Consider the following 22706-nt stretch of genomic DNA (forward strand, 5'->3'; position numbering starts at 1 on the left):
CCCGGCTCAACGAAGGCTACACTTCATCAAACATGTCAGTGACTCGAAGGTGGCAACCCATGGCCGAAATTGACTGGACGCGGCGCACGGCGCTGATGGCGATGGTGGCAGCCGGAGTTGGCATGAGCCTTTCGGCATGCGTCGGACGGGCCCGTCAGACAGCCAGCGGCTTCGAGCCATCACGCTTCCAGACATGGAGCGGCGGCGATCCGGTGTACCGGCTCTATCCTGGTGATGCGATCGAGGTGACGGTGCACACCGCACCGGAATTGTCACGTGAGGTGGAGATCGGCCCCGACGGGCGCGCCAGCCTGCCCCTGGTTGGCGGCGTCATGGTCTCGCAAAAGACAGCGCCGGAGGCCGCACGCGCCATTGCCGACGGCTATGCGCGCGTCCTTCGGGACCCGATCGTGGAGGTGCGCCCGCTGAGCTTCGGCTCGCAGCGCATCCTGGTCGGCGGCGAGGTGAACGCGCCGGGCCCCTACCCGCTTCCAGATGGCCGGACCGGCGTACTCGAAGCAATCATGTTCGCCGGCGGTTTCCAGCCGACGGCCCGGCGGAACTCGGTTGTCGTGCTCAGGCGCGCGCCGGATGGCGGCGCCATGATGCGCACCGTCGATGTCCGCTCCGCACTGCGGGGCAGGCCTGCCGACATGATCCCGCTGGCCCGCCACGATGTCGTGTTCGTGCCGCGTTCGGGGATCGCCGAGGTCAACCTGTTCGTGGATCAGTATGTCCGCGGCATCCTGCCGCTCGACGCAGGCTTCAACTACCTGCTGTTCCAGGCAACGCGCGACTGATCAGCCGGACCGGCCTAGTGACGGGTTGAAAGCCACTCGCGCGCGGCGCGCTGGGCAGCAGCAATGTCTTCAGAACCCATCTCGCTGGACACTTCCTTGCGGTAGTGTTTGGCGGGCTCCGAGCCCATCAGCGCGGCCAGGTTGAACCATTTGTGCGCCTCGACATAGTCGATGACGCCGCCCTGGCCCGTCGAGTAGAGCAGGCCCAGCTTGCACAGATCATCACCGGTCGGATCGGTATTGATCGCTTCGTGAACCTGACGGGTTTCCACATCGGTGAAAGCCATTTGTCTTCCCCATTCCATTTGGGTTCTGCGGGGCTTTGCCCTCGTCTCGAACCCGTGATTGACACCCCACCACCCACGCAAGGTTTTGCGTTTGTGTGAGGGCATAATCGCGGGGAATGGTATCCACACGGTTAAGGCAAACTAAGAATAATGCATTTTAAGCATTTATTTTCGTTAGGTTTTCCTACCAAGAAGTAACTCGCGCATCCGGATATCAATCCGTTGGCCAAGGCCCGCGCGCCCGGTTGCGCGTACGCTGAACGCAGATATCAGCGCCGCGAGCACAATGCCGAATGCCAGTGCGGCCAACACGCCCGCGAGCACGAAACGCTCCAGCGCCTCGCGCTGGACGGGGGCGGCCGGTGGATCGCCCCGGTCCAGCGCCAGGGCATCGCGCCCGTGGAAATGCGCCAGCGCCAGAGTGCGCGGGCCGGCCTCTATCGAAAGACGGCGCAGGCGCGAAGCATCCTGCGGAGACTCCAGAAGCGCAGTGAGCCGGATCGCATCAATATTGGAGGTATGGCGAGCCACTGCCCCCATCTCGCTGGCTACGGCCCGGAGCGCGGCCTCGTCTACCGCCTCAAGGCTGGCGGTGAATGCAGGCCCTGCGTGCCCGGCCAGCAAGGCGGCGCGCAAAAGGCGTGCGCCCTGACCGGCCTCGCCATCGCGTCCCATTCGAGCGAGCGCACATTCCAGCGGCTGCGCATCGGGGCAGTGGGCCAGCGCGGCAACGCCATCTGATGGAAGCCAGAGCTCTTGCGCGCCCTCCGACAAGCCCGGCAAGAGGGCCAGATTGAGCGCGCCCTCCTCATGCCCGGAAAAAAAGGCCGCTTGCGAGGCGTCGAGAGCATCGTAGAGGCGCGACGCACGGTTCAGGCGCGCCCGCACGAGATCAGGCGCCATCAGTTGGGCCATTGTTCCGCCCGATTGTACCATCCGGCCGGTCCACGCGCTTTCCAGCTCGCGTGCCCTCACCCAGACGGGCAGAGCCCGCAGGATTGCCTCGGCCTCGTTCAGCGAGCGGGCATTCAGTTCCGCCCACAACAGGCTCGAGAAGCGCTCCCGGCCGGCCATCGGTTCGAACGCAGCCAGCAGGCTTGCTGCCAGCGCATTGTCGGGCGGCAGGCCGGCGCGCGGCTGCATGGCCGCTTCCAGTTCGGCACGCCAGACCGAAGCGGCTGTGGCAGCATCGGGCGCCAGCGAGGCGAACGCAGCGTCAATGCGTGCGCCGCGCTCCGGCATGTTGGCTGCGGGGCCGAGATGGCGCAGACCGTCAAAGCCGAGATAACCGGCAAGACATATCAGCAGCATGAAGATCGCCGGGCGCACGCCTGATGCCATGGCATGCCAGCCCCACCACGCAAGACGGTGCGGCCAGCCAGCCTCGCGCGGACTACGCACACGCCGGGCGCGCGCCTCCATCCGGCTCAGACTGTCTTTCGATGCCCGTGCCACGCTTTCCCCCCTGCGCTTGCCCTATCCAAGCATGGCAGGCGAGACGCTTCAACGTATTCAGGGAGAGTGCACCCGGCTCACCCCGAAGCGCCCAGGCCACCGGGGGTCCCGGCCCCCGAGCCGGGGTCCATGGCATTGGAGAACGCCGCTTGCCGGCACCTCTCAGGCATGGGCGCCCGGGATCGCTCCGCGACCCGGGAATGACAGCGGAGCGGCAAGAGGGCGACCTCGAGCCACCCGAACAATCAACGCGCCTTCTGCCCAAACAGAATCGCGCGCGCCTTTTTCGCGTCTTCTGAATCTTCGGCGAGATTGGAGCGTAGCTCCTTGCCCGCATCGCGCCCCCGGCGCAGAGCCGGGCGCTCTTTCAGCCGCTCCACCCAGGCTTTCAGGTTCGGGAAGTCGTCGAGATTCTGGCCCTGACCTTCGGGCAATATCCACGGCCATGCAGCCATATCGGCGATGGAGTACGGCCCGGCGAGATATTCACGGTCCGCGAGGCGCCGGTCCATCACGCCGTAAAGCCGGTTCACCTCATTGGTGTAGCGGTTCGCGCCGTATTCCAGCTTGCTCTCATCGGGTTCAATCTTTTTGGCGTAGGAGCGGAAATGGTGCGCCTGGCCTGCCATCGGGCCCAGCCCGCCCATCTGCCAGAAAAACCATTGTTCCACTTCTGCCTGTTCGCGCGCATTCGTGCCATAGAACTGGCCCGTCTTGCGGGCGAGGTATTGCAGGATGGCCCCGCTTTCGAAGATGGAGATCGGCTGGCCGTCCGGGCCATGCGGGTCGGTGATGGCCGGCATGCGGTTATTCGGGCTGATGGCGAGGAATTCCGGTTTGAACTGCTCGCCAGTGCCGATATTCACCGGGCGGATTACATAGGGCAGCCCCATCTCCTCCAGCGCGATTGTGACCTTCCAGCCGTTGGGCGTGGGCCAGTAGAATACCTCGATGGGCGATTGGGACATGGGATATCTCCTGCATGGCAGCGCGACATTGGGCCGCGTGATTATGACTGGCAAGTCGTCCGCCATCGCTGCATCGTCAAGGGTGAGCGCCCTTCATCTCCACTGTAAGACGCGCTAAATGCCCTGCCCCGCCCTCTTTATGCTGGTAGACCTATCATGAGCGCCATCCTGCAAGACCTAATAAAGCCCGTCTCCTTCACGCAGGCGGCGCGCGATCCGCAAGGCTTTGCCGATGCGCTGTGCGGCAGTTTCCGCGAATACGGCTTTGCGGTGGTCAGCGACCACACGATCGACCAGGGTGTCATTGACCGGGCCATCGCGGACACCAAGGCCTTCTTCGCCCTGCCCGACGAGACCAAGCGCCGGTATCACCAGCCCGGCGGCGGCGGGCAGCGCGGCTATACGCCCTTCGGCGTGGAAGCCGCCAAGGGCGCCGCAGCGGTCGATCTGAAGGAGTTCTGGCACCGCGGGCGCGACCTGCCCGAAGGGCACCGGTTTGCGCCGTTAATGCCCGCCAATGTGAGCGTCAGCGATATTGCCGGGTTCGATGAAACCACCCGCGACCTTTTCGATGCGCTCGATGCGATGGGCCGCATTCTGCTCAAAGCCATCGCCCGCCATCTGGACCTGCCGGAAAACTGGTTCGAGGCACGCGTCGCCGAAGGCAATTCCATCCTGCGCCTCCTTCACTACCCGCCGATAAAGGGCGAGCCCGATGGCGTGCGCGCCGGGGCGCATGAGGATATCAATGTCATCACCTTGCTGCTGGGCGCCGAGGAAGCGGGCCTGCAGGTAAAAACCCGCTCTGGCGAGTGGCTTGCCATCAATCCGCCGCCCGGCGCTCTGGTGGTCAATGTGGGCGACATGCTGCAGCGCCTTACCAATCACGTCCTGCCCTCGACCACGCACCGGGTTGTGAACCCGGGAGCGGAGCGCATGGCCTTCTCGCGCTACTCCACACCGTTTTTCCTGCATTTCGCGCCGGACGTGGAGATAAAGACCCTGCCGCAATGCATCAGCGCGGATAATCCCGATCGGTATTTGCAGCCCATCACGGCCCATGAGTATCTTATGGAGCGGCTGCGGGAGATTCGCCTCGCCTGAGGACATTTCCCGCTTCCCGGCCGCCGCTGACGGGGAGGCCAGCGCATGTCAGGGCAGAAAAGTCCCGAAGACAGCGTACAGATCATACGCCTGATGACCCGCCTGAACGGCGTGGCGATCATCACCTGGCAGGGCGGCGAGGCCCTCACCCTGATTGGCGGCGCAGGCCTCGGCGTTGGCTACCTCGCCTCCGGCATCGGATTTGGCGTGTGGCTGGTCAGCCTGATCCTGTGGATCTGGATCGTGATCTTTGCCCGGCAGCGCTGGAAGCTCGATGTCCTCGGTGACGCCATTGCCCGCAAGGTGTTCATCCGGACCGGACGGGCAAGCCTGCCGGTTCTGGTGGTGTGCCTGGTCGTGGGCGGCGCCGTAACCATGTTTACCGCCCTTTCCGGCGAGATTGCCCTGCGCATTTCCATCGCCGCTGTGGCCGGCACCGCCTTGCTCAGCGCGGCAGCGAACGACAAGGCCCTGCGTCCTCCCGCAGCAACCCAATAGACAGCGGCGATTGTAGCTAGCGGTATTATTTATTTTGTCGATTGATTGCGGCGGCGTATAGTGAGGTCGGGTCCAGTTCCTGACTGACCAACCTGTTACACTCCCGGCGCTCCTGTTCCCCGGCAGGAGCGCTTTCTTACGCGCCCGGGCGCGGCTGCATCACTATTTTGTCACAGGAATTGATGCGGCGCGGCGTTGTATCGGCGGGATCGACTCCCTAGCTTAAGCGTTACGCACATATCCCTGTTCACAAACAGCCTTGCGCGAGGGCGCGCGAGGCCAGGAGGATTCATGACCCCATCAAAACGTCCCAACCGTCACAATCGCGAACCGCGTATCGATATTGCCCGTGTAGGCGAAGCCGGAACCATTCTGGCGCTGGCTGCTCCGGGCTTTTCCGTACCCGACCTGAACGCCGCGGCCAGCGCCGCCGAGCGCTCCGGCTACAAGCTGAAGGTCGCCTCCAGCGCCCGCGCGCTGGTATCCGGGCGTACGGAAACCGGCGAGGAAATGAACTTCGTCGTGGATACCGGTTTTGACGATGTCACGGCTGACGAGGGCGCGGGGCTGGTGCTTCCAGGTGGCCGGCGCGCGGTCGACGCGCTTAATGACTCCAACACCGCGCTGCGGCTGGTCCAGGACATGTTTGCCAGCGGCCGGCCCATCTTCGCTGCCGGCGAGGCTCTTGCCATGCTGGCCGAAGTATCCGGCAAGGAAATCGGCGATGCCGACGCGGCCCTTGCCCTGAACGGCGAAGTGTTCGCGGCCAGCGGCGAAACCGCGCGCGATGACGTCGCCAAGGTATTTGCCGAATCCCTGAAGACTGAGGAATCGGAAGCTGCCTGACGCGCAGCCCGTGACGTGAAAAAAGCCCCGGAGCCTGATGCTCCGGGGCTTTTTTGTTACCCGAACGGCAGGGACTACCCTTCCCAGTTCCTCGGCAGGAAACGGGCGGCGAGGAACATGAAGCCGGCCGCCACCAGATAGAGGCACGAACCGATCAGGATCGAGTAGCGCAGGGACTCGTCCCCGAAAGCCGGTGCCAGAATGGTCGAGAGCTCTCCCAGCACGTAGATGCCGACACCGATGCCCAGAAGATTGTTGATCAGCAGGAAGACGGATGAGGCCACGGTACGCATCGAGGCGGGCACCAGGTTCTGGAAGGCGGAGAGAACCGGCCCCAGCCAGGCCAGCGCCAGCGCATTGGGGATGATGAAGACGAAGAAGGCGATCGTGGCATTGGGTGCCAGCACGCCCACCGCATAGAACGGCATGGTGAACAGGAAGGCGATACCCGGCACCAGCGCGTACCAGGCCTTGGACTTCTTGCCGACCCAGTCGGAGATAAAGCCGCCGAGCACAATACCCGCCGCCCCGCCGATGATCAGAAGGCCGCCAAACATCCAGCCGGTTGTTACCAGATCCAGCCCGTAGGAGCGTGCCAGAAAGCTTGGCACCCAGAAGAAGACGCCATACCCCATCATGGAGGAGCAGGCGGCACCGAAGGTGAGGAACCAGAAGGCAGGTTTTTTCAGCAATACCCGGATAACATCAAAGAAGCTGGGTTTGGCCGCCTTGGCATCCATCTTAACCGTGTCCAGCTGGCCGCGCGCGGGCTCGCGCACGGTCAGACGGAAAACCGGCGCCAGCGCGATGCCCGCCAGTCCGACGATGATGAACGCCCACCTCCAGTCCAGACCCTCGCCCACATTGCCGCTGGCGATCTGCGCGCCGGCGATGACACCGAACGCGCTGCCCAGAGGAATGCCCAGCGAGTAGAAGGCCAGCGCCCGCGCGCGCGCCTGCGGCGGGAAATAGTCTGCGATGAGCGAGTATGAGGGTGCGACACCGCCTGCCTCGCCCACACCGACACCGACACGCGCCGCGAAGAGCTGCCAGAAATTCTGCGCCATGCCGCACAGCGCGGTGAAGCCGCTCCAGACCCCCAGCGATATGGTAATGATCCAGACCCGGTTGGTGCGGTCGGCCAGCCACGCGATCGGCACGCCCAGCACCGAATAGAGCAGCGCAAACGCGATGCCGCCCAGAAGGCCTAGCTGGCGGTCATCAAGGCCCAGTTCCTCGCGGATCGGGATGGCCAGGATGGAAATGATCTGCCGGTCAAGGAAGTTGAACGCGTAAACCAGGAACAGCATCACCATCACATACCCGCGATACAGGTTGGATGGCGGCTTCGGAACGGTCGTGGCGGCGGCCACACCCGGCGCGCCCGGCAGGTTTTCGCTCATGGATATATCCCCCGGTATCTGCTTCCCGCGCTGATCGCGTCAGCGTCTCGTGATGGCATTTTGACCCGCTGGCTTCAGGGTGCAAAAGAAAAACGCCGCCGGAGCTGCAAAGCATCCGGCGGCGTTCTTCAGCCGTCCCCCGGCCCGAAGTCCGTTCTAGTAGCGAGCGGTGAAGACCAGGCGCCAGGTGCGCGGCGCCCCGTAATAGACCGTGCGGATATTACCCACCGACGAGAAGTCCTGGCCATCGGTGCGGTAGACCTCATCGGCCAGGTTGCGGCCATAGAGGCCAACCGAATAATTGCCATTCCGGTTGGTCCAGACCGCGTTGGCGTCAAACAGCCAGTAAGCGTCCTGGAACAGCCCCTCGATCTCGACATTGGAGTTCACCGGCGTGTTGTCGACGGCGAGCGCCATGCGCGAGCGGTAGCGGGCCGAACCGGCAAGGCGCAGCGTGCCATTCTCGGCGAGATCGAAATCATAGGCTGCCCCCAGACGCGTCGTCCATTCCGGCGAGAAGGCCGGGGTCTGGAAGGCGCGGCTGCCACCAAAATTGGTGAAGCGGGCATCGTCAAACTCGCCGTACTCGGCATTCAGATAACCGATCTGGGCGTCCAGCAGCAGTTCGGGAACCGGGCTCCAGGAGAGCTCGGCCTCGAAGCCGGAAATCTCGAGGCTGCCGGCATTCAGCACGGTCAGCTGCGGCACCGGCAGATTGGTGACCGGATCAGTCACGAGGCCCGAAACGCGCGCCTGGAAGTCTTCATAGTCATTGTAGAAGACGGTGAAGTTGGCGCGCAGCGTGTTGTCCAGCCAGTCGGTTTTCACACCGAACTCGTAGGAGGTCACGGTTTCGGGATCATACGGAGCCTGCTCGCCCGGATTGTTGGCACGGCCGTTGAAGCCCCCGGACTTGAAGCCCTGCGAAACACGTCCGTAAAGCAGCACGTTATCCGACGCCCGGTAATCGAGCGACACCATGGGCGAGGTGTTGGTCCAGCTGTCCTCGATGGTAAAGGCCAGCGAGGGATCCACGGTCAGGCCGGGGAAGCTGGAGAAAGTCGACGTGGTGCGGAAATAGTCTTTCTGCTCGTCGGTATAACGTACACCGGCCGTCATCGAGAGACGGTCAGTGAAGTTGTACGTCGCGTTGACGTAGAGCGCCCAGCTGCGGGTCTCCAGATCATCGTCAATCGTGCGCAGGAAGGTAAACCCGCCCGGACCTGTCAGCAGATCGTCCGCGTAGGCTTCCTGATGCGAGGTGATGTTCTCCAGCATGTAGAACAGTCCGCTGACCACCGTCAGACGATCCGTTTCGTAGTTCAGCTGGAATTCCTGGCTGATCTGGTCCTGATCCACGGCAACCAGCACGTCACCGGTCTCCAGGGCTGTCGCGTCGATATCGATGTAATCGTCGTATTCCAGCTCGCGATAGGCGGTGATCGAGCGCAGGTTGAGATTGTCCGACAGCTCCCAGTTCATGGTGAGCGCGGTGCCCCAATGGGTCATCTCGGTGGAGTTCGGAAGGCCGGGCGTGGCAACACCGGTGAAATCGTAGGCCGGAACCGGCGACGGCACCGGCAGGATCGGCACACCAAACAGGGTGGTGAGCGTGTTGATCGGCTGGCCCATCGTCAGCGCATTGTTCTCACGCGACCAGTCTGCATTCCAGTCGACCGTGAAGCCCGGCGCCGCATCCCAGGCGAGCGCGACACGCGCTGCCGAGGCATTGCGGTCATTGTATTCCTCGCCCGTGTTGGGATTGGTCACGAACCCGTCACGGCCTGTTCCAAACAGCGCGACACTGCCTGCGAGGTTCTCCGCGAGGCCGCCGGAAACCGACGCGCGCGCTTCCCACAATGAGTAATTGCCGAGCCCGACCTGGAACTGGCCGCGGGTTTCCTGATCCGGGCGGCGGGTGATGACACGCAGCGCGCCACCAATCGTGTTCTTGCCGTAGAGCGTGCCTTGCGGGCCGCGCAGAACCTCGATGCGCTCGATATCAAACAGATCGAGCTGCGTGCCGCGAATACGCGAGAAGTACACATCATCCACGTAGAAGCCGACCGCCGGATCGAATGTCTGCAGCGCGTCTGGCTGACCCACGCCGCGGATATAGATGTTGGTGGCGTTCGAAGAGCCGCGTCCCTGCACGATGTTCAGGTTCGGAACCGCGCCCTGAAGGCCGGTGGAGTCGGTGACATCAATGCGCTCGAGCGCAGCTTCGGAAAACGCGGAAACGGCGCCGGGAACGTCCTGAAGGCTTTCCTCGGTGCGGCGCGCGGTCACCACGATCACTTCGCGGTTGGCGCTGGCGGCTTCTTCCTGTGCCAGGGCAGCAGGCGTCATGAAGGCAAGCGGTGACACGCTGGCCAGCACGGCCGCGGCACCGAATGTGCGCAGTTTCGTTTTCATGGTGATCCTCCCAATCGAATCATCTCGCGCCTGATCCCTGCCAAGCGTCTCGCAACGAATTACTTTCAACGTTGAATGAATTGTCAATTGGTATCACACTCGAAGCGACGCATGAGGCAAGGAGTGAGGCTATGCGGCAACATATTGCCATCGACGCGCGCGGCGAACCGGCTAAGAGTCGGGCCATGGCCACACGTACCAAAACCCGCCCGCAGAACCGGCGCGGCGAAAAGACCCGCGCTGCCCTGCTGGATGCAGCCGAATCGCTGTTCGCCGAGACCGGTTTTCACGCCGTCACGGTGCGCGAGATTGCGCGCAAGGCTGGCGCCGACCCTGCCCTCGTCACCTACTATTTCGGCGGCAAGCGCGAGCTGTTCGATGAGGTATTGCTGCGGCGTGCAACTGAGCTGAACGCCATCCGGCTGAAGGAACTTGAAGAGCTGGAGGCTAATGCCGGTCCTGACGGTCCGACCGTGGAGGAGATCATCAACGCCTTCACCCATCCGCTTCTGGACCGCACAGCCAATGGCGGGCCGGGCTGGAAAAGCTATTTTGCGCTCATCGGCCAGATCACCAATACGCCCGAGTGGGGCGCGGCGGTGATGAACAAGTATTTCGATCCGATCGTGATCCGGTTCCTGGAAGCGCTGCGCCCGAAAATCCCAGATTGCACCGAGGAAGACCTGTTCTGGAGCTATCACTTCCTGTCGGGCGTGCTGGTGCTCACCTTTGCCCAGACCGGCCGGATCGATGTGCTGTCGAAAGGACTTTGCAAATCCTCCGATATTGCCAGCGTGCACGAGCGCATGCCGGGCTTCATCGCCGCGGGCATCCTGTATCTGCAAGAGCGCTCACGGACGCAAAAAAATGGCGGAAATGACAAGATATGAGCGGGTTTTCTCAGCACTTCCATACGGCGCCTGATGGTATCAGGACCGCGTTTCGTCACTATGAGCCTGACCAGCCCAGCGGCGCCCTGCCGGTGGTCTGCCTGCATGGCCTGACCCGCAACAGCAAGGATTTCGAGGAAGTCGCGCCGCGCATAGCAGCATCAGGACGCCGCGTCATTGCCATCGATGTACGCGGGCGCGGCCTTTCAGACCGGGGCACACCGCCGGAAAGCTACAACCCTCAGGTCTATGTCGAAGATCTGTTCGGCCTGCTCGATCAGGAAGGCATTGAGCGCTTTATCGCCATCGGCACCTCGATGGGTGGCATCATGACCATGATCGCCGCCGCCATGCGCCCGGACATGCTGGCCGGCGCGGTGCTGAACGATATCGGCCCTGAACTGGACCCGGCAGGGCTGAACCGGATTGCCGGCTATGTCGGGCGCAACACCAGCACGTTCGATACCTGGAAAGAGGCGGCGGCCGCCGTGCGTGCGGTCAACGGCGAAGCCTTTCCCGACGAGACCGGCGAGGACTTCTGGATCGCCTTCGCCCGGCGCACCTGCCGTGAACTGCCGGATGGACGGGTCGAGCTGGATTACGATCCCGCTATCGCCGCGCCTTTCCGCGAACCGGAAGGCGCGGCCCCGCCCGATATGTGGCCCCTGTTCGATGCGCTGCGCCCCGTACCGGTTCTGGGTATACGCGGCGCCATCAGCGATCTGTTGTCGCGAGAAACCCTTGACCGTATGGCCGCGCGCCACCCGCACTTCACCGCTGTCGAAGTGCCGCGCGTCGGTCACGCCCCGCTACTCACCGAAACTCCCGCCCGTAATGCCATTGCGGCGTTCCTGAAAGACCTCGACTGATGCGCAACGCCCTTCTGACCGTTCTCGGCATTCTGCTTCTGGTGGGCGTTATCGCCATTGCCGCTTTCGTCTGGCTGACACGCACCCCCGAACCGGCCGCTCCGCCCGCACCGGCCTCGGGCGAACGCATGGTGGAGGCAGCAGGCATGAGCTGGCGTGTGCGCGAGGATGGTCCGGCAGGTGCACCCGCCATAGTCCTGATCCACGGCTTCTCGCACTCGCTGGAAAGTTTCGATGGCTGGGCAGAAGCGCTGTCCGATGACTACCGGATCATCCGCTTTGACCTGCCGGGGCACGGCGTGACGGGTGCGCGCACCGACAATGCATACTCCAACGAGGATACGGCTGCGCAAGTGGCCGAGCTTCTCGGCGCACTGGAGCTGGACCGTTTTGTCATTGGCGGCAGCTCGCTCGGCGGGCTGGTATCCTGGCGCTATGCTGCCGCCCACCCTGAACGCGTCGCAGGTCTCGTCCTGGTCAGTCCCGGCGGCTATTCGATCAATAATGTCGGCGATGAACCGGTCGAAGTGCCGGTCGCGGTGCAGCTTTACCTGCGCCTCGCCCCGGATGCCGGCATCCGCATGGCCACGCAGACATTGTACGGCGACCCGTCACGGCTGACCGAGGACCGTATCGCCCAGATCGGCCAGATGATGCGCCAGCCCGGCGTGGGAGAAGCGCTGATCGCGCGGCTGGAGCAATTCACCCTGCCCGACCCGGAACCGGTGCTCGCCACGATAGACGCCCCTGCCATCATCCTCTGGGGCACAGCCGATACAGTGGTTCCGGCCAGTCATGGCACGCGCTTTGTCGATGTGATGCCCGATGCCCGCCTCGTCACCTATGACGGCGCAGGCCATGCGCTGATGGAGGAAATCCCTGACGATACCGCCGCCGATGTGCGGGCGTTTCTTGAGGGACTGGACTGGTAAGAAGCCCTAATCCTCGAAAACGATTTCGGGTGCCGGGCGGTTCGCCGTCCGCGCTGTTTCCAGCATGGCGCCGGCAGCGCTGGCAAAGGCACGCGCGAGTGGCCCGTCTTCCAGCGCCACCAGCCGCCCTTCGTCACTGGCTTCGCGTAAAGACGGGTGAAGCGGTATCTCGCCAAGGAAGGGAACACCCATCAGCCCGGCTTCGGACCGCACGCCGCCGCGCCCGAAAATCTCGCTTCCCTCCCCGCAATGCGGGCACAGGAAGAAGCTCATATTCTCGATCATGCCGAGCACCGGTATTTCGGTGCGTTCAAACAGGGCCATCGCCTTGCGCGCATCGTCCAGCGCCACAGTCTGCGGGGTGGACACGATTACGGCGCCGCTGATCGGCATGCCTTGCGCTATGGCTAGCTGCGCATCGCCCGTGCCCGGCGGCATGTCGATAATGAGAACATCCAGCGGGCCGTCCCCACCATCCCAGTCCACCTCGGTGAGGAATTGCCGGATAGCGCCGGTCACCATCGGTCCGCGCCAGACAACCGGCTCCCGGCCGCCAACCAGAAAGCCCGTCGAGACCAGCTTCACGCCGTGTGCCTGCAAAGGCACGATGCCGGCATCGGTCTTGCGCAGGCCCGGCGCCTCGGTCAGGCCGAACAGGCGCGGCGCGCTGGGCCCGAACACGTCGGCATCAACAAGGCCCGTGCGCAATCCCTGCCGCACGCACGCGCCGGCCAGGTTGGCCGCCACCGTCGACTTGCCGACACCGCCCTTGCCAGACCCGACAGCGATGATCAGCGGCGCTGGAGCCTTTGCAGGAGAGGGTGCACTGCGTTTTGCTTCCCGGACGGGCCGGCGTTCGGTTTCCACGATGATCCTGACCCGCTCGATCCCCTCCACAGCCAGCACGGCCTTCTCGGCGCGGGCCCGCAGGCCCGCCTCCTCATCGGCACCATCTCCGCCGTCAGGCGGGGTCAGGATGATGGTGGCTATCGCGGAGCGTACATCCACGGCGGAAACGCGCGCCTTCAGCTCTGGAAGCTGCGTTTCAAGCGCCTGTCGGACAGTCTGTGCTGAATCGTCTTGCATGGCCTGCTCTTAAACCAGCCAGCCTCATGCATCTACCGGCACGGGCCGCTGCAATTAAGGTTAATTTTTCGGGATCAATTGCATCTCCCGAGCGTTTCCCCTTTCGGACCGCTGCCCGCATAGGTATGGTTAACAGATATTTACCGTGTGCGGGTTGGGGGGAACACCAGCCACGGTGTTTGGAGGGGAGTGTCAGATATAATGTCGAGGGAGGGTGAGTCCCGGTATTCACGGCGGCAGGACGATTCAGTCAGTCCTATGGTCGTGCTTTTGTCGGTCATCGTCCTGCTCGTCATCATCCTGATCGCCGGCTATGTGATGTGGCCGTGCAGTGACCGGCCCGGCAGTTTCAAACCATGCCAGATCGACCGTTTCCTGCTGCGCACAGCCGTGGCCGATGCCTGCCTGCGCGAGGGACAAACCCGATTTGTCGATACCAGCCCGATCCGGGTTCCCTCGCGCTACCGCGAGCGCAGAGGCAACGCCGTTTCCTTCTCCTCGCTGAACCCCGGCACGCTGGACCGCCTTCCACCGCACGCATCGACCATCGTGAACGGGCGCGCCCTGCGCCAGCGTGAAGTTGGCGATATCAATTGCCCTGCGGTGACCGATACGCTGATACCGGTCGGCGCTGACCGGTTTTCCACCGCGCGCGGCATGCTTCAGCCGGAGGCCGAGCTGGTTCTCTACCGGCTTCTGGTCGTGGAGCGCCGGCCGATGAGCCTGCGCGACACCTATCCCTTCCTGCCCCAGCGCGATACGGCCACTATCGAGCGCATCATCCAGCTGAATACGAGCTTCGGCTCATCGCGCGGCGGCACCTATCCGCCCCGGCCCTGGTTTGTGCGCTGGGATCTGTGTGGTTACGACGACAATGATGACCGCCGTCCCCGTGCTGCAGTCTTCATCGATCCGGAACAGGATTCCTTCGAGTGCATGTCACGGGAAAATGCTGCGCGCCTCTATGCCGAAGGCGCGCGCTACTGGCTCCTTCTGGGCGATGCAGAGCTGGCGCGCAGCGACGTGCAGTGTGTCTGGGACAGCGAGTACGATGGCTTCTGCCCGGGTGGTTACCGCGACGGCTATACCTATCTGCGCCATGGCAGTTTCGAGCCGGCGCCGACCGCGCTCGATCTGGCCATGCAGAACTGGCGGCGCGCCTCTGACTGGGGGCGCAGTTTCGGGGCGCAGGCATCCCTGATGGCCCAGCGCCGGCTGCAGGCGCACACGGTCCAGTGCCAGAGCTCGATGGACGGCTCCAGCCTGCGCCGCATATCGCGCTTCGGGCCGGATGGCATTGGCGAGGTTATCCGCCTGTCCTTGCGCCAGCGTGCGCTGGCTTCGCTCGGCTACCATTCAGGTGCGGTTGACGGCTATTACGGCCCGGAGACACGCGAAGCGGTGCGCGGCTTCCAGCGCGAGCTCGGCTTCGATGAAACCGGCGCCCTCACCCCCCGCCAGACCACACTCCTGATCTGTCATTCCGCCCAGACCGCGCGCGAGACCAGCGTGCAGAACACGCTTGGCATCATGTACGCCACGGGGCTGGGCGTGGAACAGAACACCGACCTGGCACTGGAATGGCTGGAAACAGCCGCCCGCCGCAACGACCCGGACGCCTATTTCAATCTCGCCATCATCTACGGAACCGGCGCCGTGCTGGGCAGCTATAATCTGTGCGGCATTATCGAGAATTTCGAGCGCGCGGAGTCCTACCTCGCCGAAGCGGCCCGCCTCGGCCACCCGGTCGCGCGCCGCTGGCGCGCCAGCCCGGAATACAACCGCCTGCCTTCCCCCCGTGCGCGCTGGGAGACGATCTCAGAGCGCATCCGCGCTGCCGCGATCGAGGGTGGAGGACTGTTCTATCTCGAATGGGAAGACCGCAATGTCCGCCTTCCCGATATTGATCTGCTTCCGCCCGGCTGCCTTGAAGCCGAACGCTTCCAGGGGGGCTGACAATGACTTCGCAATCACTGCCGGAGCCTTTGCGCCAAACACAAGTTGAAGGATGTACGCCATGAGCCTGGTCCGGATTTCAGCCTCTCTCGTCAGCTTTTCGCTGCTCGCCGCGTGCGCGGCGCCCCAGCAATCTGTCCCGGCCCGCGATATCCACGCGCTCGAAACCGCAGAGCGCATCTGCAATATCGGCAGCCTGACGCAGGAGTATAACCGGCTGCGCAACGAGGCGCGCACCGTCGTGACGCCCTCGCACTGGACCTCGAACTGGATACTCGCGCCCTGGCCGGGAAGCTATGTCGACAGCCATTCCAGCCAGTCCTCCAGCCGTACCGAGGACGTGAATGTCCGCCCGCCCTTCGGCCCGTCCACGCCCACAATTGACCTGGTGCGTACCTTCGAAGTTGATCTGGACGCCTCCTACCGCGCCTCCACCTCGTCGTGCCAGGCCTATGCGGCCTGCATGTACCAGAACCGCTATAATGAGGGCTATTGCCAGCGCTCGGCGGCAGACTGGCAGATCGCGCAGGAACGCTTCCAGAGCCTCTCCTACCGCCTCGCTGACGTACGAGTGCAGATGGCCCAGATCTGCCCGGACTGCCCGCCGGCCATCATCATCCCCGGCCACCGCCGCTACGGCCATGACTATGGCTACCGGTCCCGGCACCACGCGCCCTACCGGCGCGCGCGTGATTGCGAGGATTATATCGGCGGGGTGTTCACCACCAGCTCCTGCCGGCGCTACTAGCCAGCGGCAGGCTTTGACAGCCTTGGCAGATATATTGGCTTGATCGCGCTTTGCCTTAGCGGCTAAACCGGCCAGTGGAGAGGTGGCCGAGTGGTCGAAGGCGCTCCCCTGCTAAGGGAGTATACGCCAAAAGCGTATCGAGGGTTCGAATCCCTTCCTCTCCGCCAGATTTCCGGGCGCGCCACGTCTACAAACCGTTGATTATAATCATAATTTACCGAGATTAACTTTTCTGCTCGATCTCTGACTCCTCGATGTGCTATACATTTTGCTGCACAATTTGCGGGGCAGAGCGATGAATATCACCCGGCGTGGGAGCACGTTTTATCTCGTCCGGCGGGTGCCGAGGCGCTATCAGACGGTGGAAACGCGCGCCACGATCTGGATCAGCCTGCACACCGATTCTGAAAGTGAGGCGCAACGCAAGGCCCCGGCTGCCTGGAGCCTGATGGAGGCAGCCTGGGAAGCGCGGCTTGCCGGAGACAGCGATGATGCCGAGCGCCGGTATGAAGCGGCCCGCGATCTCGCGGCCATGCGCGGCTTTCATTATCTGCCAGCGCAGAAAGTGGCGGCTCTGCCCCGTGAGGAACGCCTGCAGCGTATGGAAGCTATCTTGCGCGATGGCGAACCGGACCGGGTTGAGGCTTCAGCCCTGCTTGGCGGCGTTGAACAGCCCGCCATCACGGTCAGCCGGGCGCTGGAACTGTTCTGGACGCTCGCGAGGGACCGCACCCTTGGAAAGAGCGAGGATCAGCTGCGCCGCTGGAAGAACCCGCGCATCAAGGCGGTCCGTAATTTTCTTCACGTGGTGGGCGACAAGGCGATCAGCGAGATCACGCCTGATGACGTGCTCGAATTCCGGCAATGGTGGATCGACCGGGTGGAGACTGAAGGGTTAACCGCCAACAGCGCCAACAAGGACTTCACGCATCTGGCCGACATGCTGAAAACCGTAAACCGGATGAAGCGGCTGGGTCTGGTTCTGCCCTTTACCGATGTCGCCCTGAAAGAGGGCGAGAAGCGCACGCGCCCGCCCTTTTCGGTGGACTGGATCAGAACGCGGCTGATGGCTCCCGGCGCCCTGGACGGGCTGAACACGCAGGCGCGTTGCCTGGTGCTCGGCATGATCAATACCGGGTACCGGCCAAGTGAGGCGGCGGGGCTTTTACCGGAACATATCCGGCTCGATACCGATATTCCCCATATCTCGATCGAGCCGGCCGGGCGTCAGCTGAAGAACGCCACCAGCAAACGCGTCATTCCGCTAGCCGGGGTTTCGCTGGAGGCATTCCGGGCCTGCCCCGACGGATTTCCGGCCTATCGCGGCAAGGACAAGATCAGCGCGACCGTGAACAAATATCTGCGCGAGAATGGCCTTCTGGAAACGCCCGCGCACAGCCTTTACGGCCTGCGTCACAGCTTTGAGGACCGGATGATCGCCGCGCACGTGGATGAGCGCGTGCGGCGTGACCTTTTCGGGCATGCCTATAACCGCGAACGCTATGGCAAGGGGGCTGATCTGAAGCATCTTCACAAGGTCGTTTCCAGCGTCGCCCTGTAGGCGCGTTCAAGTGCCTCCAGTTCCTCCAGATCCTGCTCGAAGGCGCGGAATATCGGCAGATACACCGGATCCTCGCGCACCAGCTTTGCTGCCGCGATATGGGCGCGTTTCACACGGGCAAGCTCGCTCAAACCCTGCGCCGGTAAAGCCCCTCGGTTCATATCCTGCCCTCCGGCCCGCCCCTTTTTCCCGCAAGGCGCGCGCGCAATTCGGGAGGGTTTTGAGGGCCGAAGCCGAGGCGTTCTGTGGGCACGCGCACGGCGGCCTGGGCCGCACCCTGATTGCGCTGTGAGAGGAAGTTGAATTGCGGGCCATCTGCCATGGCCGCGCCGTGAGAAAGCGCCATAACACAAGCGCTTACACCACCTACAAAACGTATGAATAACGGGCTCATGGGCTCTTTTCCGCCTGTCATAGCGCAGCACAGCCCCTATGGGGCTGCGCATACAGAAACTGGCGGCCGAGATTTTGCCCATACGACCGAGAGTGAGAATGCAGGGAATACAGGTGAAGTCAACAGGTTAGCGGGTCAATATGGTTTCTCCCCCGTTAACTTGGCGGCTTCTTCGCGCTTGCCGAAAGGCCCCGTTGGCTTACGGAAGGGAGCATCTGACCAGAGGCGCGGCGAGCGTCAGCGAGAGGGAGGGGCGACATCGATGGCCAGGGCATTGTAGATATAGCCGCTGGCGAAGGCGGCAAAGTGGTCAGCCGACTGGCGGGTATAGAGATCGGCCAGGATGCGTTCGGCGGGCATGCGCACATTGCTTCTGTCATGGCGTGCAACGGCAAATTCGCGGTTTGAGCCGAGCGCGTTATTCAGCCGCGCCATGTTCACTGACATCCAGTTTTGCTGGTCGATCGGGTTGGCGTTCTGGGTGATGAAATAGAAGGCGGTGCCCATGGTGGTGATGACGCAGAGCACGGCCATGAGGCGCATAATCTGGAGGGACATGCGCGCTGTGTGGATGAAGACCTGACCGCCGCGTAGCCATGAGGAGTGGGCGGCATCGCTGCCAAGGGAGGTATCGCGACGGGCTATTATTCGCCCTCCCCCTCGATCCATATTTCGGGATTGAGGGCACCGATTGCGGTACATATTTCGAGCGGTGAGAGGATGTTATCGCCGCCCATTCGTACGGCGGTCTGGACCACATTTTTCTTGTGCGTGTCGGGCCAGTTTTCGACTTGGGCGGCGATGAGAGCGAAGCTCAGCCAGCGCAAGGTTTTGAGCATTTCCCGGCGTTCGGATGCGCCATTGAGATGCTCGCGAATAGCCGTACGCACCAGCTCTGTTCGGTTGCTGGCCTGGCCAGACTGAACGGCATAATCAAGTTGATGGAGCAGCTCTGTTTCGAGCCGGATACGCAGATACGGACCTTTATCAGGGCCGGTGATATTTTGCATTAGTTGGTCCTCGCTTGATTGGGCAAGGACGATAGGTAGCGAGAGATAGTTTGATAAGGATAAATGCCGCCGCCACACAATGGCGTTCATAGTGCCGTGATGCATGAAAGATCGGAAAGGTCATGATGTAACCGGGCGTGGTCACGATGTGACCCTCGGAGGGTTGCATCGTGACCACTCTAACCCCTTGAAATCCCGTATGTTCTGATGATGGCCCTATTCGGACCTTAAGGCGTTGCCGCCTTGGTCCGGATGTCACCCACCTTCTAACTAATTGGTTTAATGATGGTAATTCGTCTTGCACAGCCAGACGGCACGGTGTGCATACTGTGTGAGAAAAACCAATGCGCTGATGCGCGGGCGGCAAAGCCGCCCGTACCGGCTAACGGACGTAAAGAGGAAGCGGGCATTAGAGCCTGATCCGTTGTCGCATTTCCGCCGGTGGTGAAGACCGGATCGGCACGCATAGCGACCAACCTCTCCGGCAAGACGGGAGAGGATCACACCCTCGATAGGAAGATGATCGCACCAGCGTTCTACCGGCTGGGATCGCGGCGGGCCGAAAATGGGCGCTCATGTGGCGTGCGCGCGTTCACCCGGTGCCGCGAAAAAACCGCACGAGGTAAGCGGAAGAAAACCGTCGCGAACCAGGCGCGGAAACGAAGCGCAAATGGCCCACGGGCTGCCCCGGAAAACCTCCCGGCCAAAACGGATATCCCGGAGAGAATGGACGCAAAAAAACAGTCCTCGGCGATCAGCGCGCCTCACACAACGCAATGCGGCCCTGCCCGTTCTTGCCGGTGGGCTAAAGCCGCCAGTCTCCGGGAAGGCGTTGGCAAGGCACAGCGGGTTCACAAAACGCTGGGGATGAGATAGATTGACGGAGTGGGGATCGGGCTTCCACCCGGCCTCCCTTTCTCTAGAACGTGATGAGAGAGACCCGGACATGCCAGCTGGTCCGGGTCTTTTTCATGCGGAAAAGACGCTGACGGATTGGCGACGGCGAAATCCTCTCCGTGGACGGCGAACCGTGGCAAGCCGACTTGCTCTGCAGAGAGTGGAACCGGTTCGTATTTAACTGGCGTCTCGCCTTATGATCCGTCCCTGAGATGGGCGGAGGAGACATTATGGAGATGGTTTTTGCACATTCCGTGCAAGGGCAGGACCGTGAAAAATGGGAGCTGCTCGCCGATCATCTTCAGGCAGTGGGCAGTACAGCGGCACAGTTTGCATCGTCGTTCGGAGCGGAGGCCGCTGCACAGTGCATGGGCTTGTTCCATGATATCGGAAAGTGCTCCGACGCCTATCAGGCTTATATCCGTCAGCCACAGGGCGACGCGCTACGCGGGCCCGATCACAGCACGGCTGGCGCCAGGGAGGCGGTAGAGGCGTTTGGCCCGTTGTGGGGGCGCCTGCTCGCCTATGGCATAGCCGGCCATCACAGCGGGCTGATGGATAGCGGCAAGCTGGACGAGCGGCTGGCCAAGGCACTCGAAGACTACGTAGGTTGGCAGGCTCATACCGGCATCCGGCCTTACAAGGCGGATTTAGTATCCATGGGGGTCGGCCAAGGCGCCAACACGATCGACAAAAGCTTCTCCGTCGCCTTTCTCGCGCGCATGCTGTTTTCCTGTCTCGTCGATGCGGATTTTCTAGAGACGGAGCGCTTTTACGCAGCCTCGCGGGGAGAGGCTGCACCACCGCGCGGCGGCGTATTCGGTCAGCCCCACCTGGACAGGATACGCGCCCATTTGGCCGCAAAGCGTAACGCCAGTACGGACCTCAATCGCCTGCGTGGTGAGATACTTGATCACGCCACTTCGAAAGCAGCGCTTGAGCCAGGTCTGTTCACACTGACGGTGCCGACAGGAGGAGGCAAAACCCTTACCTCGCTCAGCTTCGCTGCTGAGCACGCCATTCACCACGAACTTCGCCGAATCATCTATGTGATCCCCTTCACCTCAATCATCGAGCAGACGGCGCAGGTCTTCCGCGATGATGTCCGCTTGGGCGATGACGTGCTGGAGCATCACTCCAATTTCGACTGGGACCGGTATGCGCCAGGGTCTGGCACCGATGAGGAAACGGAAGGGGCAGATGGAGGTGCTAAGCTGCGCCGCGATGCAGAGAACTGGAACGCGCCGCTGATCGTCACCACCTCCGTGCAGTTCTTCGAAAGCCTGTTCGCCGCACGGACCAGCCGGGCGCGCAAACTACACAATATCGCGGGCAGTGTGATTATCCTCGACGAGGTTCAGTCCCTGCCGGTTCACCTGCTGCGCCCCTGCCTGGCAGCCATAGATGAGCTGGCTAAGAATTACGGCGCCAGCGTAGTGCTCTGTACCGCCACCCAACCAGCCCTGCGTACTCAGGACGGTGCCCTGCCGCCCAAGACGGAAAACGGCCCGCCAGAGGGGCTGGATATTCCTGAAGAACGTGAACTAGCACCCGATCCGAAAAAACTTTACGACCGGCTCAAACGTGTCGCCGTTGACTGGTCGCGCGAGCCCGTCGGGGACGAGGCCATCGCTGCCCGTTTCGCGAAAAGTCCGCAAATGCTGTGCATCGTGAACAGCCGGGCCCATGCGCGCGAGCTGTTCGAAATGCTGCGCGATCAGGGACAGGCGGGTGCCGTTCATCTGTCCACACTGATGTGCGCCCGGCACCGGCGCAAAGTGCTCGATCAGTTGCGCAAGGATCTGAAGGAGGGCCAGCCAGTTCGCCTTGTTTCCACCAGCCTGATCGAGGCAGGCGTGGATATCGACTTTCCCGAAGTCTGGCGCGCCGCAACGGGGCTCGCCAGTATCGCCCAAGCGGCAGGCCGCTGTAACCGGGAGGCCGAGGCGGAGGGTCTGGGGCGTACCGTGGTGTTCGAACCGACCGGGCACAAGGTGCCGCCCATGATTGAGGCCTTCTACACGGCGGCACGGCCCGTTCTGCGGGATCATCAGGAAGACGTGCTCGAACTTGACGCTATCAATGAATTCTACAAGCAGCTTTACTGGAATCAGGGCTTCAAAGCTCTGGACCGGGCCCGGCTGCCGGACGGGGAGAGACTGGCGATAATCCCGGCGATCCGCGCAGGCACGCCCAAGTGCAACTTCCCATTTGCATCCGTAGCCCAGGCGTTCCGGATGATCGATGACACGATGGTGCCGGTCATCATCCCGTACGACGGACGGGCGGAGGACGCGATCCGCAGTCTGCGTCATGCTCCGGTTCCGCCTGCCGGCGTGCAGCGCGTGCTGCAACAATATGTGGCACTAGTTCCCCGGAATGCGCGAGCCAGCCTGCTGTCGGCCGGAGCAGCCGAGATGATCCGCCCGGACGATTATGGCGACCGCTTCGTCGTGCTGTCCCAGACTCGCTCCGGCGACCGTCCAGAACTGTATGATGAGGATCTGGGCCTGAGGCTTGATGCGGATCCGACCGCCCGTTCCAGCGAGAGTAATATTTTGTCCTGATCCCATTTTCATTGCGCTGC

At 62.7% G+C, this 22706-nt stretch carries 20 protein-coding genes and 1 tRNA gene; 12 read left to right on the plus strand and 9 right to left on the minus strand.

The window, feature by feature from the left end:
- The first annotated feature begins 59 nt into the window (after positions 1 to 59).
- Positions 60 to 800 (plus strand): polysaccharide biosynthesis/export family protein, encoded by a 741-nt coding sequence (locus IEV75_RS03865; RefSeq protein ID WP_233351736.1) that lies wholly within the window; start codon positions 60 to 62, stop codon positions 798 to 800.
- 14 nt (positions 801 to 814) lie between these two features.
- On the opposite strand, the gene IEV75_RS03870 is transcribed toward IEV75_RS03865, so the two are convergent.
- The 3 genes from IEV75_RS03870 to IEV75_RS03880 form a co-directional block, all read right to left on the minus strand.
- Complete coding sequence (locus IEV75_RS03870; RefSeq protein WP_188451222.1) at positions 815 to 1087, minus strand: SEL1-like repeat protein; 273 nt, start codon at positions 1085 to 1087, stop codon at positions 815 to 817.
- A 174-nt stretch (positions 1088 to 1261) separates the two neighbouring features.
- Entirely contained in the window at positions 1262 to 2542 is a 1281-nt protein-coding gene (locus IEV75_RS03875; protein WP_188451223.1) for a hypothetical protein, read from the minus strand.
- Positions 2543 to 2787: 245 nt separating this feature from the next.
- On the minus strand, positions 2788 to 3510 hold the full coding sequence (locus tag IEV75_RS03880; protein ID WP_188451224.1) for a glutathione S-transferase family protein: 723 nt from the start codon (positions 3508 to 3510) through the stop codon (positions 2788 to 2790).
- Positions 3511 to 3666: 156 nt separating this feature from the next.
- Between IEV75_RS03880 and IEV75_RS03885 the strand changes: the two genes are divergently transcribed.
- From IEV75_RS03885 to IEV75_RS03895, 3 genes are all read left to right on the plus strand, one after another.
- Positions 3667 to 4614 (plus strand): isopenicillin N synthase family dioxygenase, encoded by a 948-nt coding sequence (locus tag IEV75_RS03885; RefSeq protein WP_188451225.1) that lies wholly within the window; start codon positions 3667 to 3669, stop codon positions 4612 to 4614.
- A 45-nt stretch (positions 4615 to 4659) separates the two neighbouring features.
- Positions 4660 to 5112 (plus strand): hypothetical protein, encoded by a 453-nt coding sequence (locus IEV75_RS03890; protein ID WP_188451226.1) that lies wholly within the window; start codon positions 4660 to 4662, stop codon positions 5110 to 5112.
- 291 nt (positions 5113 to 5403) lie between these two features.
- Positions 5404 to 5958 (plus strand): DJ-1/PfpI family protein, encoded by a 555-nt coding sequence (locus tag IEV75_RS03895; protein ID WP_188451227.1) that lies wholly within the window; start codon positions 5404 to 5406, stop codon positions 5956 to 5958.
- Between the two features lie 74 nt (positions 5959 to 6032).
- On the opposite strand, the gene IEV75_RS03900 is transcribed toward IEV75_RS03895, so the two are convergent.
- Positions 6033 to 7361 (minus strand): spinster family MFS transporter, encoded by a 1329-nt coding sequence (locus IEV75_RS03900; protein WP_188451228.1) that lies wholly within the window; start codon positions 7359 to 7361, stop codon positions 6033 to 6035.
- Between the two features lie 156 nt (positions 7362 to 7517).
- Positions 7518 to 9776: a TonB-dependent receptor gene (locus tag IEV75_RS03905; protein WP_188451229.1), complete on the minus strand. Its 2259-nt coding sequence runs from the start codon at positions 9774 to 9776 to the stop codon at positions 7518 to 7520.
- A gap of 185 nt (positions 9777 to 9961) precedes the next feature.
- On the opposite strand from IEV75_RS03905, the gene IEV75_RS03910 reads away from it, so the two are divergent.
- Genes IEV75_RS03910 through IEV75_RS03920 form a run of 3 tightly spaced genes read left to right on the plus strand, consistent with a single transcriptional unit; the run spans position 9962 to position 12467 of the window.
- A complete protein-coding gene (locus IEV75_RS03910; protein WP_188451230.1) occupies positions 9962 to 10666 on the plus strand; it encodes a TetR/AcrR family transcriptional regulator in 705 nt (234 codons plus the stop codon).
- Positions 10663 to 11535 (plus strand): alpha/beta fold hydrolase, encoded by an 873-nt coding sequence (locus IEV75_RS03915; protein ID WP_188451231.1) that lies wholly within the window; start codon positions 10663 to 10665, stop codon positions 11533 to 11535. Before IEV75_RS03910 ends, IEV75_RS03915 begins: the two co-directional genes overlap by 4 nt.
- Positions 11535 to 12467 carry an alpha/beta fold hydrolase gene (locus tag IEV75_RS03920; protein ID WP_188451232.1) on the plus strand — a complete coding sequence of 311 codons (933 nt, stop codon included), beginning with the start codon at positions 11535 to 11537 and terminating at the stop codon, positions 12465 to 12467. Before IEV75_RS03915 ends, IEV75_RS03920 begins: the two co-directional genes overlap by 1 nt.
- 6 nt (positions 12468 to 12473) lie before the next feature.
- Here the strand turns inward: IEV75_RS03920 and IEV75_RS03925 are convergent, their stop codons facing one another.
- Positions 12474 to 13553, minus strand: coding sequence for an Mrp/NBP35 family ATP-binding protein (locus IEV75_RS03925; protein WP_188451233.1), 1080 nt, complete (start codon positions 13551 to 13553; stop codon positions 12474 to 12476).
- Between the two features lie 258 nt (positions 13554 to 13811).
- Between IEV75_RS03925 and IEV75_RS03930 the strand changes: the two genes are divergently transcribed.
- From IEV75_RS03930 to IEV75_RS03945, 4 genes are all read left to right on the plus strand, one after another.
- On the plus strand, positions 13812 to 15509 hold the full coding sequence (locus IEV75_RS03930) for a peptidoglycan-binding protein (protein WP_233351737.1): 1698 nt from the start codon (positions 13812 to 13814) through the stop codon (positions 15507 to 15509).
- Between the two features lie 61 nt (positions 15510 to 15570).
- On the plus strand, positions 15571 to 16257 hold the full coding sequence (locus IEV75_RS03935) for a hypothetical protein (RefSeq protein ID WP_188451234.1): 687 nt from the start codon (positions 15571 to 15573) through the stop codon (positions 16255 to 16257).
- A 76-nt stretch (positions 16258 to 16333) separates the two neighbouring features.
- A tRNA-Ser gene (locus IEV75_RS03940) sits at positions 16334 to 16424 on the plus strand.
- A gap of 128 nt (positions 16425 to 16552) precedes the next feature.
- On the plus strand, positions 16553 to 17818 hold the full coding sequence (locus IEV75_RS03945) for a DUF6538 domain-containing protein (protein ID WP_188451235.1): 1266 nt from the start codon (positions 16553 to 16555) through the stop codon (positions 17816 to 17818).
- Here the strand turns inward: IEV75_RS03945 and IEV75_RS03950 are convergent.
- The 3 genes from IEV75_RS03950 to IEV75_RS03960 form a co-directional block, all read right to left on the minus strand.
- Positions 17788 to 17979, minus strand: coding sequence for a hypothetical protein (locus tag IEV75_RS03950; protein ID WP_188451236.1), 192 nt, complete (start codon positions 17977 to 17979; stop codon positions 17788 to 17790). The two genes, IEV75_RS03945 and IEV75_RS03950, sit on opposite strands and share 31 nt — an antisense overlap.
- 470 nt (positions 17980 to 18449) lie before the next feature.
- Complete coding sequence (locus IEV75_RS03955; protein ID WP_188451237.1) at positions 18450 to 18770, minus strand: hypothetical protein; 321 nt, start codon at positions 18768 to 18770, stop codon at positions 18450 to 18452.
- A gap of 86 nt (positions 18771 to 18856) precedes the next feature.
- On the minus strand, positions 18857 to 19222 hold the full coding sequence (locus IEV75_RS03960) for a ribbon-helix-helix domain-containing protein (RefSeq protein WP_188451238.1): 366 nt from the start codon (positions 19220 to 19222) through the stop codon (positions 18857 to 18859).
- 1133 nt (positions 19223 to 20355) lie between these two features.
- Here IEV75_RS03960 and IEV75_RS03965 point away from each other — a divergent pair.
- Positions 20356 to 22686, plus strand: coding sequence for a CRISPR-associated endonuclease Cas3'' (locus IEV75_RS03965; protein WP_233351738.1), 2331 nt, complete (start codon positions 20356 to 20358; stop codon positions 22684 to 22686).
- Positions 22687 to 22706: the final 20 nt, after the last annotated feature.

Source organism: Glycocaulis albus (genome assembly GCF_014639075.1).
GTDB lineage: Bacteria > Pseudomonadota > Alphaproteobacteria > Caulobacterales > Maricaulaceae > Glycocaulis > Glycocaulis albus.

What these genes read in the sequence shown, in the direction of transcription:
- IEV75_RS03865 (WP_233351736.1), top strand. Translation starts at nt 60, where the DNA reads ATGGCCGAAATTGACTGGACGCGGCGCACGGCGCTGATGGCGATGGTG.
- IEV75_RS03870 (WP_188451222.1), bottom strand. Translation starts at nt 1,087, where the DNA reads ATGGCTTTCACCGATGTGGAAACCCGTCAGGTTCACGAAGCGATCAAT.
- IEV75_RS03880 (WP_188451224.1), bottom strand. Translation starts at nt 3,510, where the DNA reads ATGTCCCAATCGCCCATCGAGGTATTCTACTGGCCCACGCCCAACGGC.
- IEV75_RS03885 (WP_188451225.1), top strand. Translation starts at nt 3,667, where the DNA reads ATGAGCGCCATCCTGCAAGACCTAATAAAGCCCGTCTCCTTCACGCAG.
- IEV75_RS03890 (WP_188451226.1), top strand. Translation starts at nt 4,660, where the DNA reads ATGTCAGGGCAGAAAAGTCCCGAAGACAGCGTACAGATCATACGCCTG.
- IEV75_RS03895 (WP_188451227.1), top strand. Translation starts at nt 5,404, where the DNA reads ATGACCCCATCAAAACGTCCCAACCGTCACAATCGCGAACCGCGTATC.
- IEV75_RS03900 (WP_188451228.1), bottom strand. Translation starts at nt 7,361, where the DNA reads ATGAGCGAAAACCTGCCGGGCGCGCCGGGTGTGGCCGCCGCCACGACC.
- IEV75_RS03905 (WP_188451229.1), bottom strand. Translation starts at nt 9,776, where the DNA reads ATGAAAACGAAACTGCGCACATTCGGTGCCGCGGCCGTGCTGGCCAGC.
- IEV75_RS03910 (WP_188451230.1), top strand. Translation starts at nt 9,962, where the DNA reads ATGGCCACACGTACCAAAACCCGCCCGCAGAACCGGCGCGGCGAAAAG.
- IEV75_RS03915 (WP_188451231.1), top strand. Translation starts at nt 10,663, where the DNA reads ATGAGCGGGTTTTCTCAGCACTTCCATACGGCGCCTGATGGTATCAGG.
- IEV75_RS03920 (WP_188451232.1), top strand. Translation starts at nt 11,535, where the DNA reads ATGCGCAACGCCCTTCTGACCGTTCTCGGCATTCTGCTTCTGGTGGGC.
- IEV75_RS03925 (WP_188451233.1), bottom strand. Translation starts at nt 13,553, where the DNA reads ATGCAAGACGATTCAGCACAGACTGTCCGACAGGCGCTTGAAACGCAG.
- IEV75_RS03930 (WP_233351737.1), top strand. Translation starts at nt 13,812, where the DNA reads ATGGTCGTGCTTTTGTCGGTCATCGTCCTGCTCGTCATCATCCTGATC.
- IEV75_RS03935 (WP_188451234.1), top strand. Translation starts at nt 15,571, where the DNA reads ATGAGCCTGGTCCGGATTTCAGCCTCTCTCGTCAGCTTTTCGCTGCTC.
- IEV75_RS03945 (WP_188451235.1), top strand. Translation starts at nt 16,553, where the DNA reads ATGAATATCACCCGGCGTGGGAGCACGTTTTATCTCGTCCGGCGGGTG.
- IEV75_RS03950 (WP_188451236.1), bottom strand. Translation starts at nt 17,979, where the DNA reads ATGAACCGAGGGGCTTTACCGGCGCAGGGTTTGAGCGAGCTTGCCCGT.
- IEV75_RS03955 (WP_188451237.1), bottom strand. Translation starts at nt 18,770, where the DNA reads ATGTCCCTCCAGATTATGCGCCTCATGGCCGTGCTCTGCGTCATCACC.
- IEV75_RS03960 (WP_188451238.1), bottom strand. Translation starts at nt 19,222, where the DNA reads ATGCAAAATATCACCGGCCCTGATAAAGGTCCGTATCTGCGTATCCGG.
- IEV75_RS03965 (WP_233351738.1), top strand. Translation starts at nt 20,356, where the DNA reads ATGGTTTTTGCACATTCCGTGCAAGGGCAGGACCGTGAAAAATGGGAG.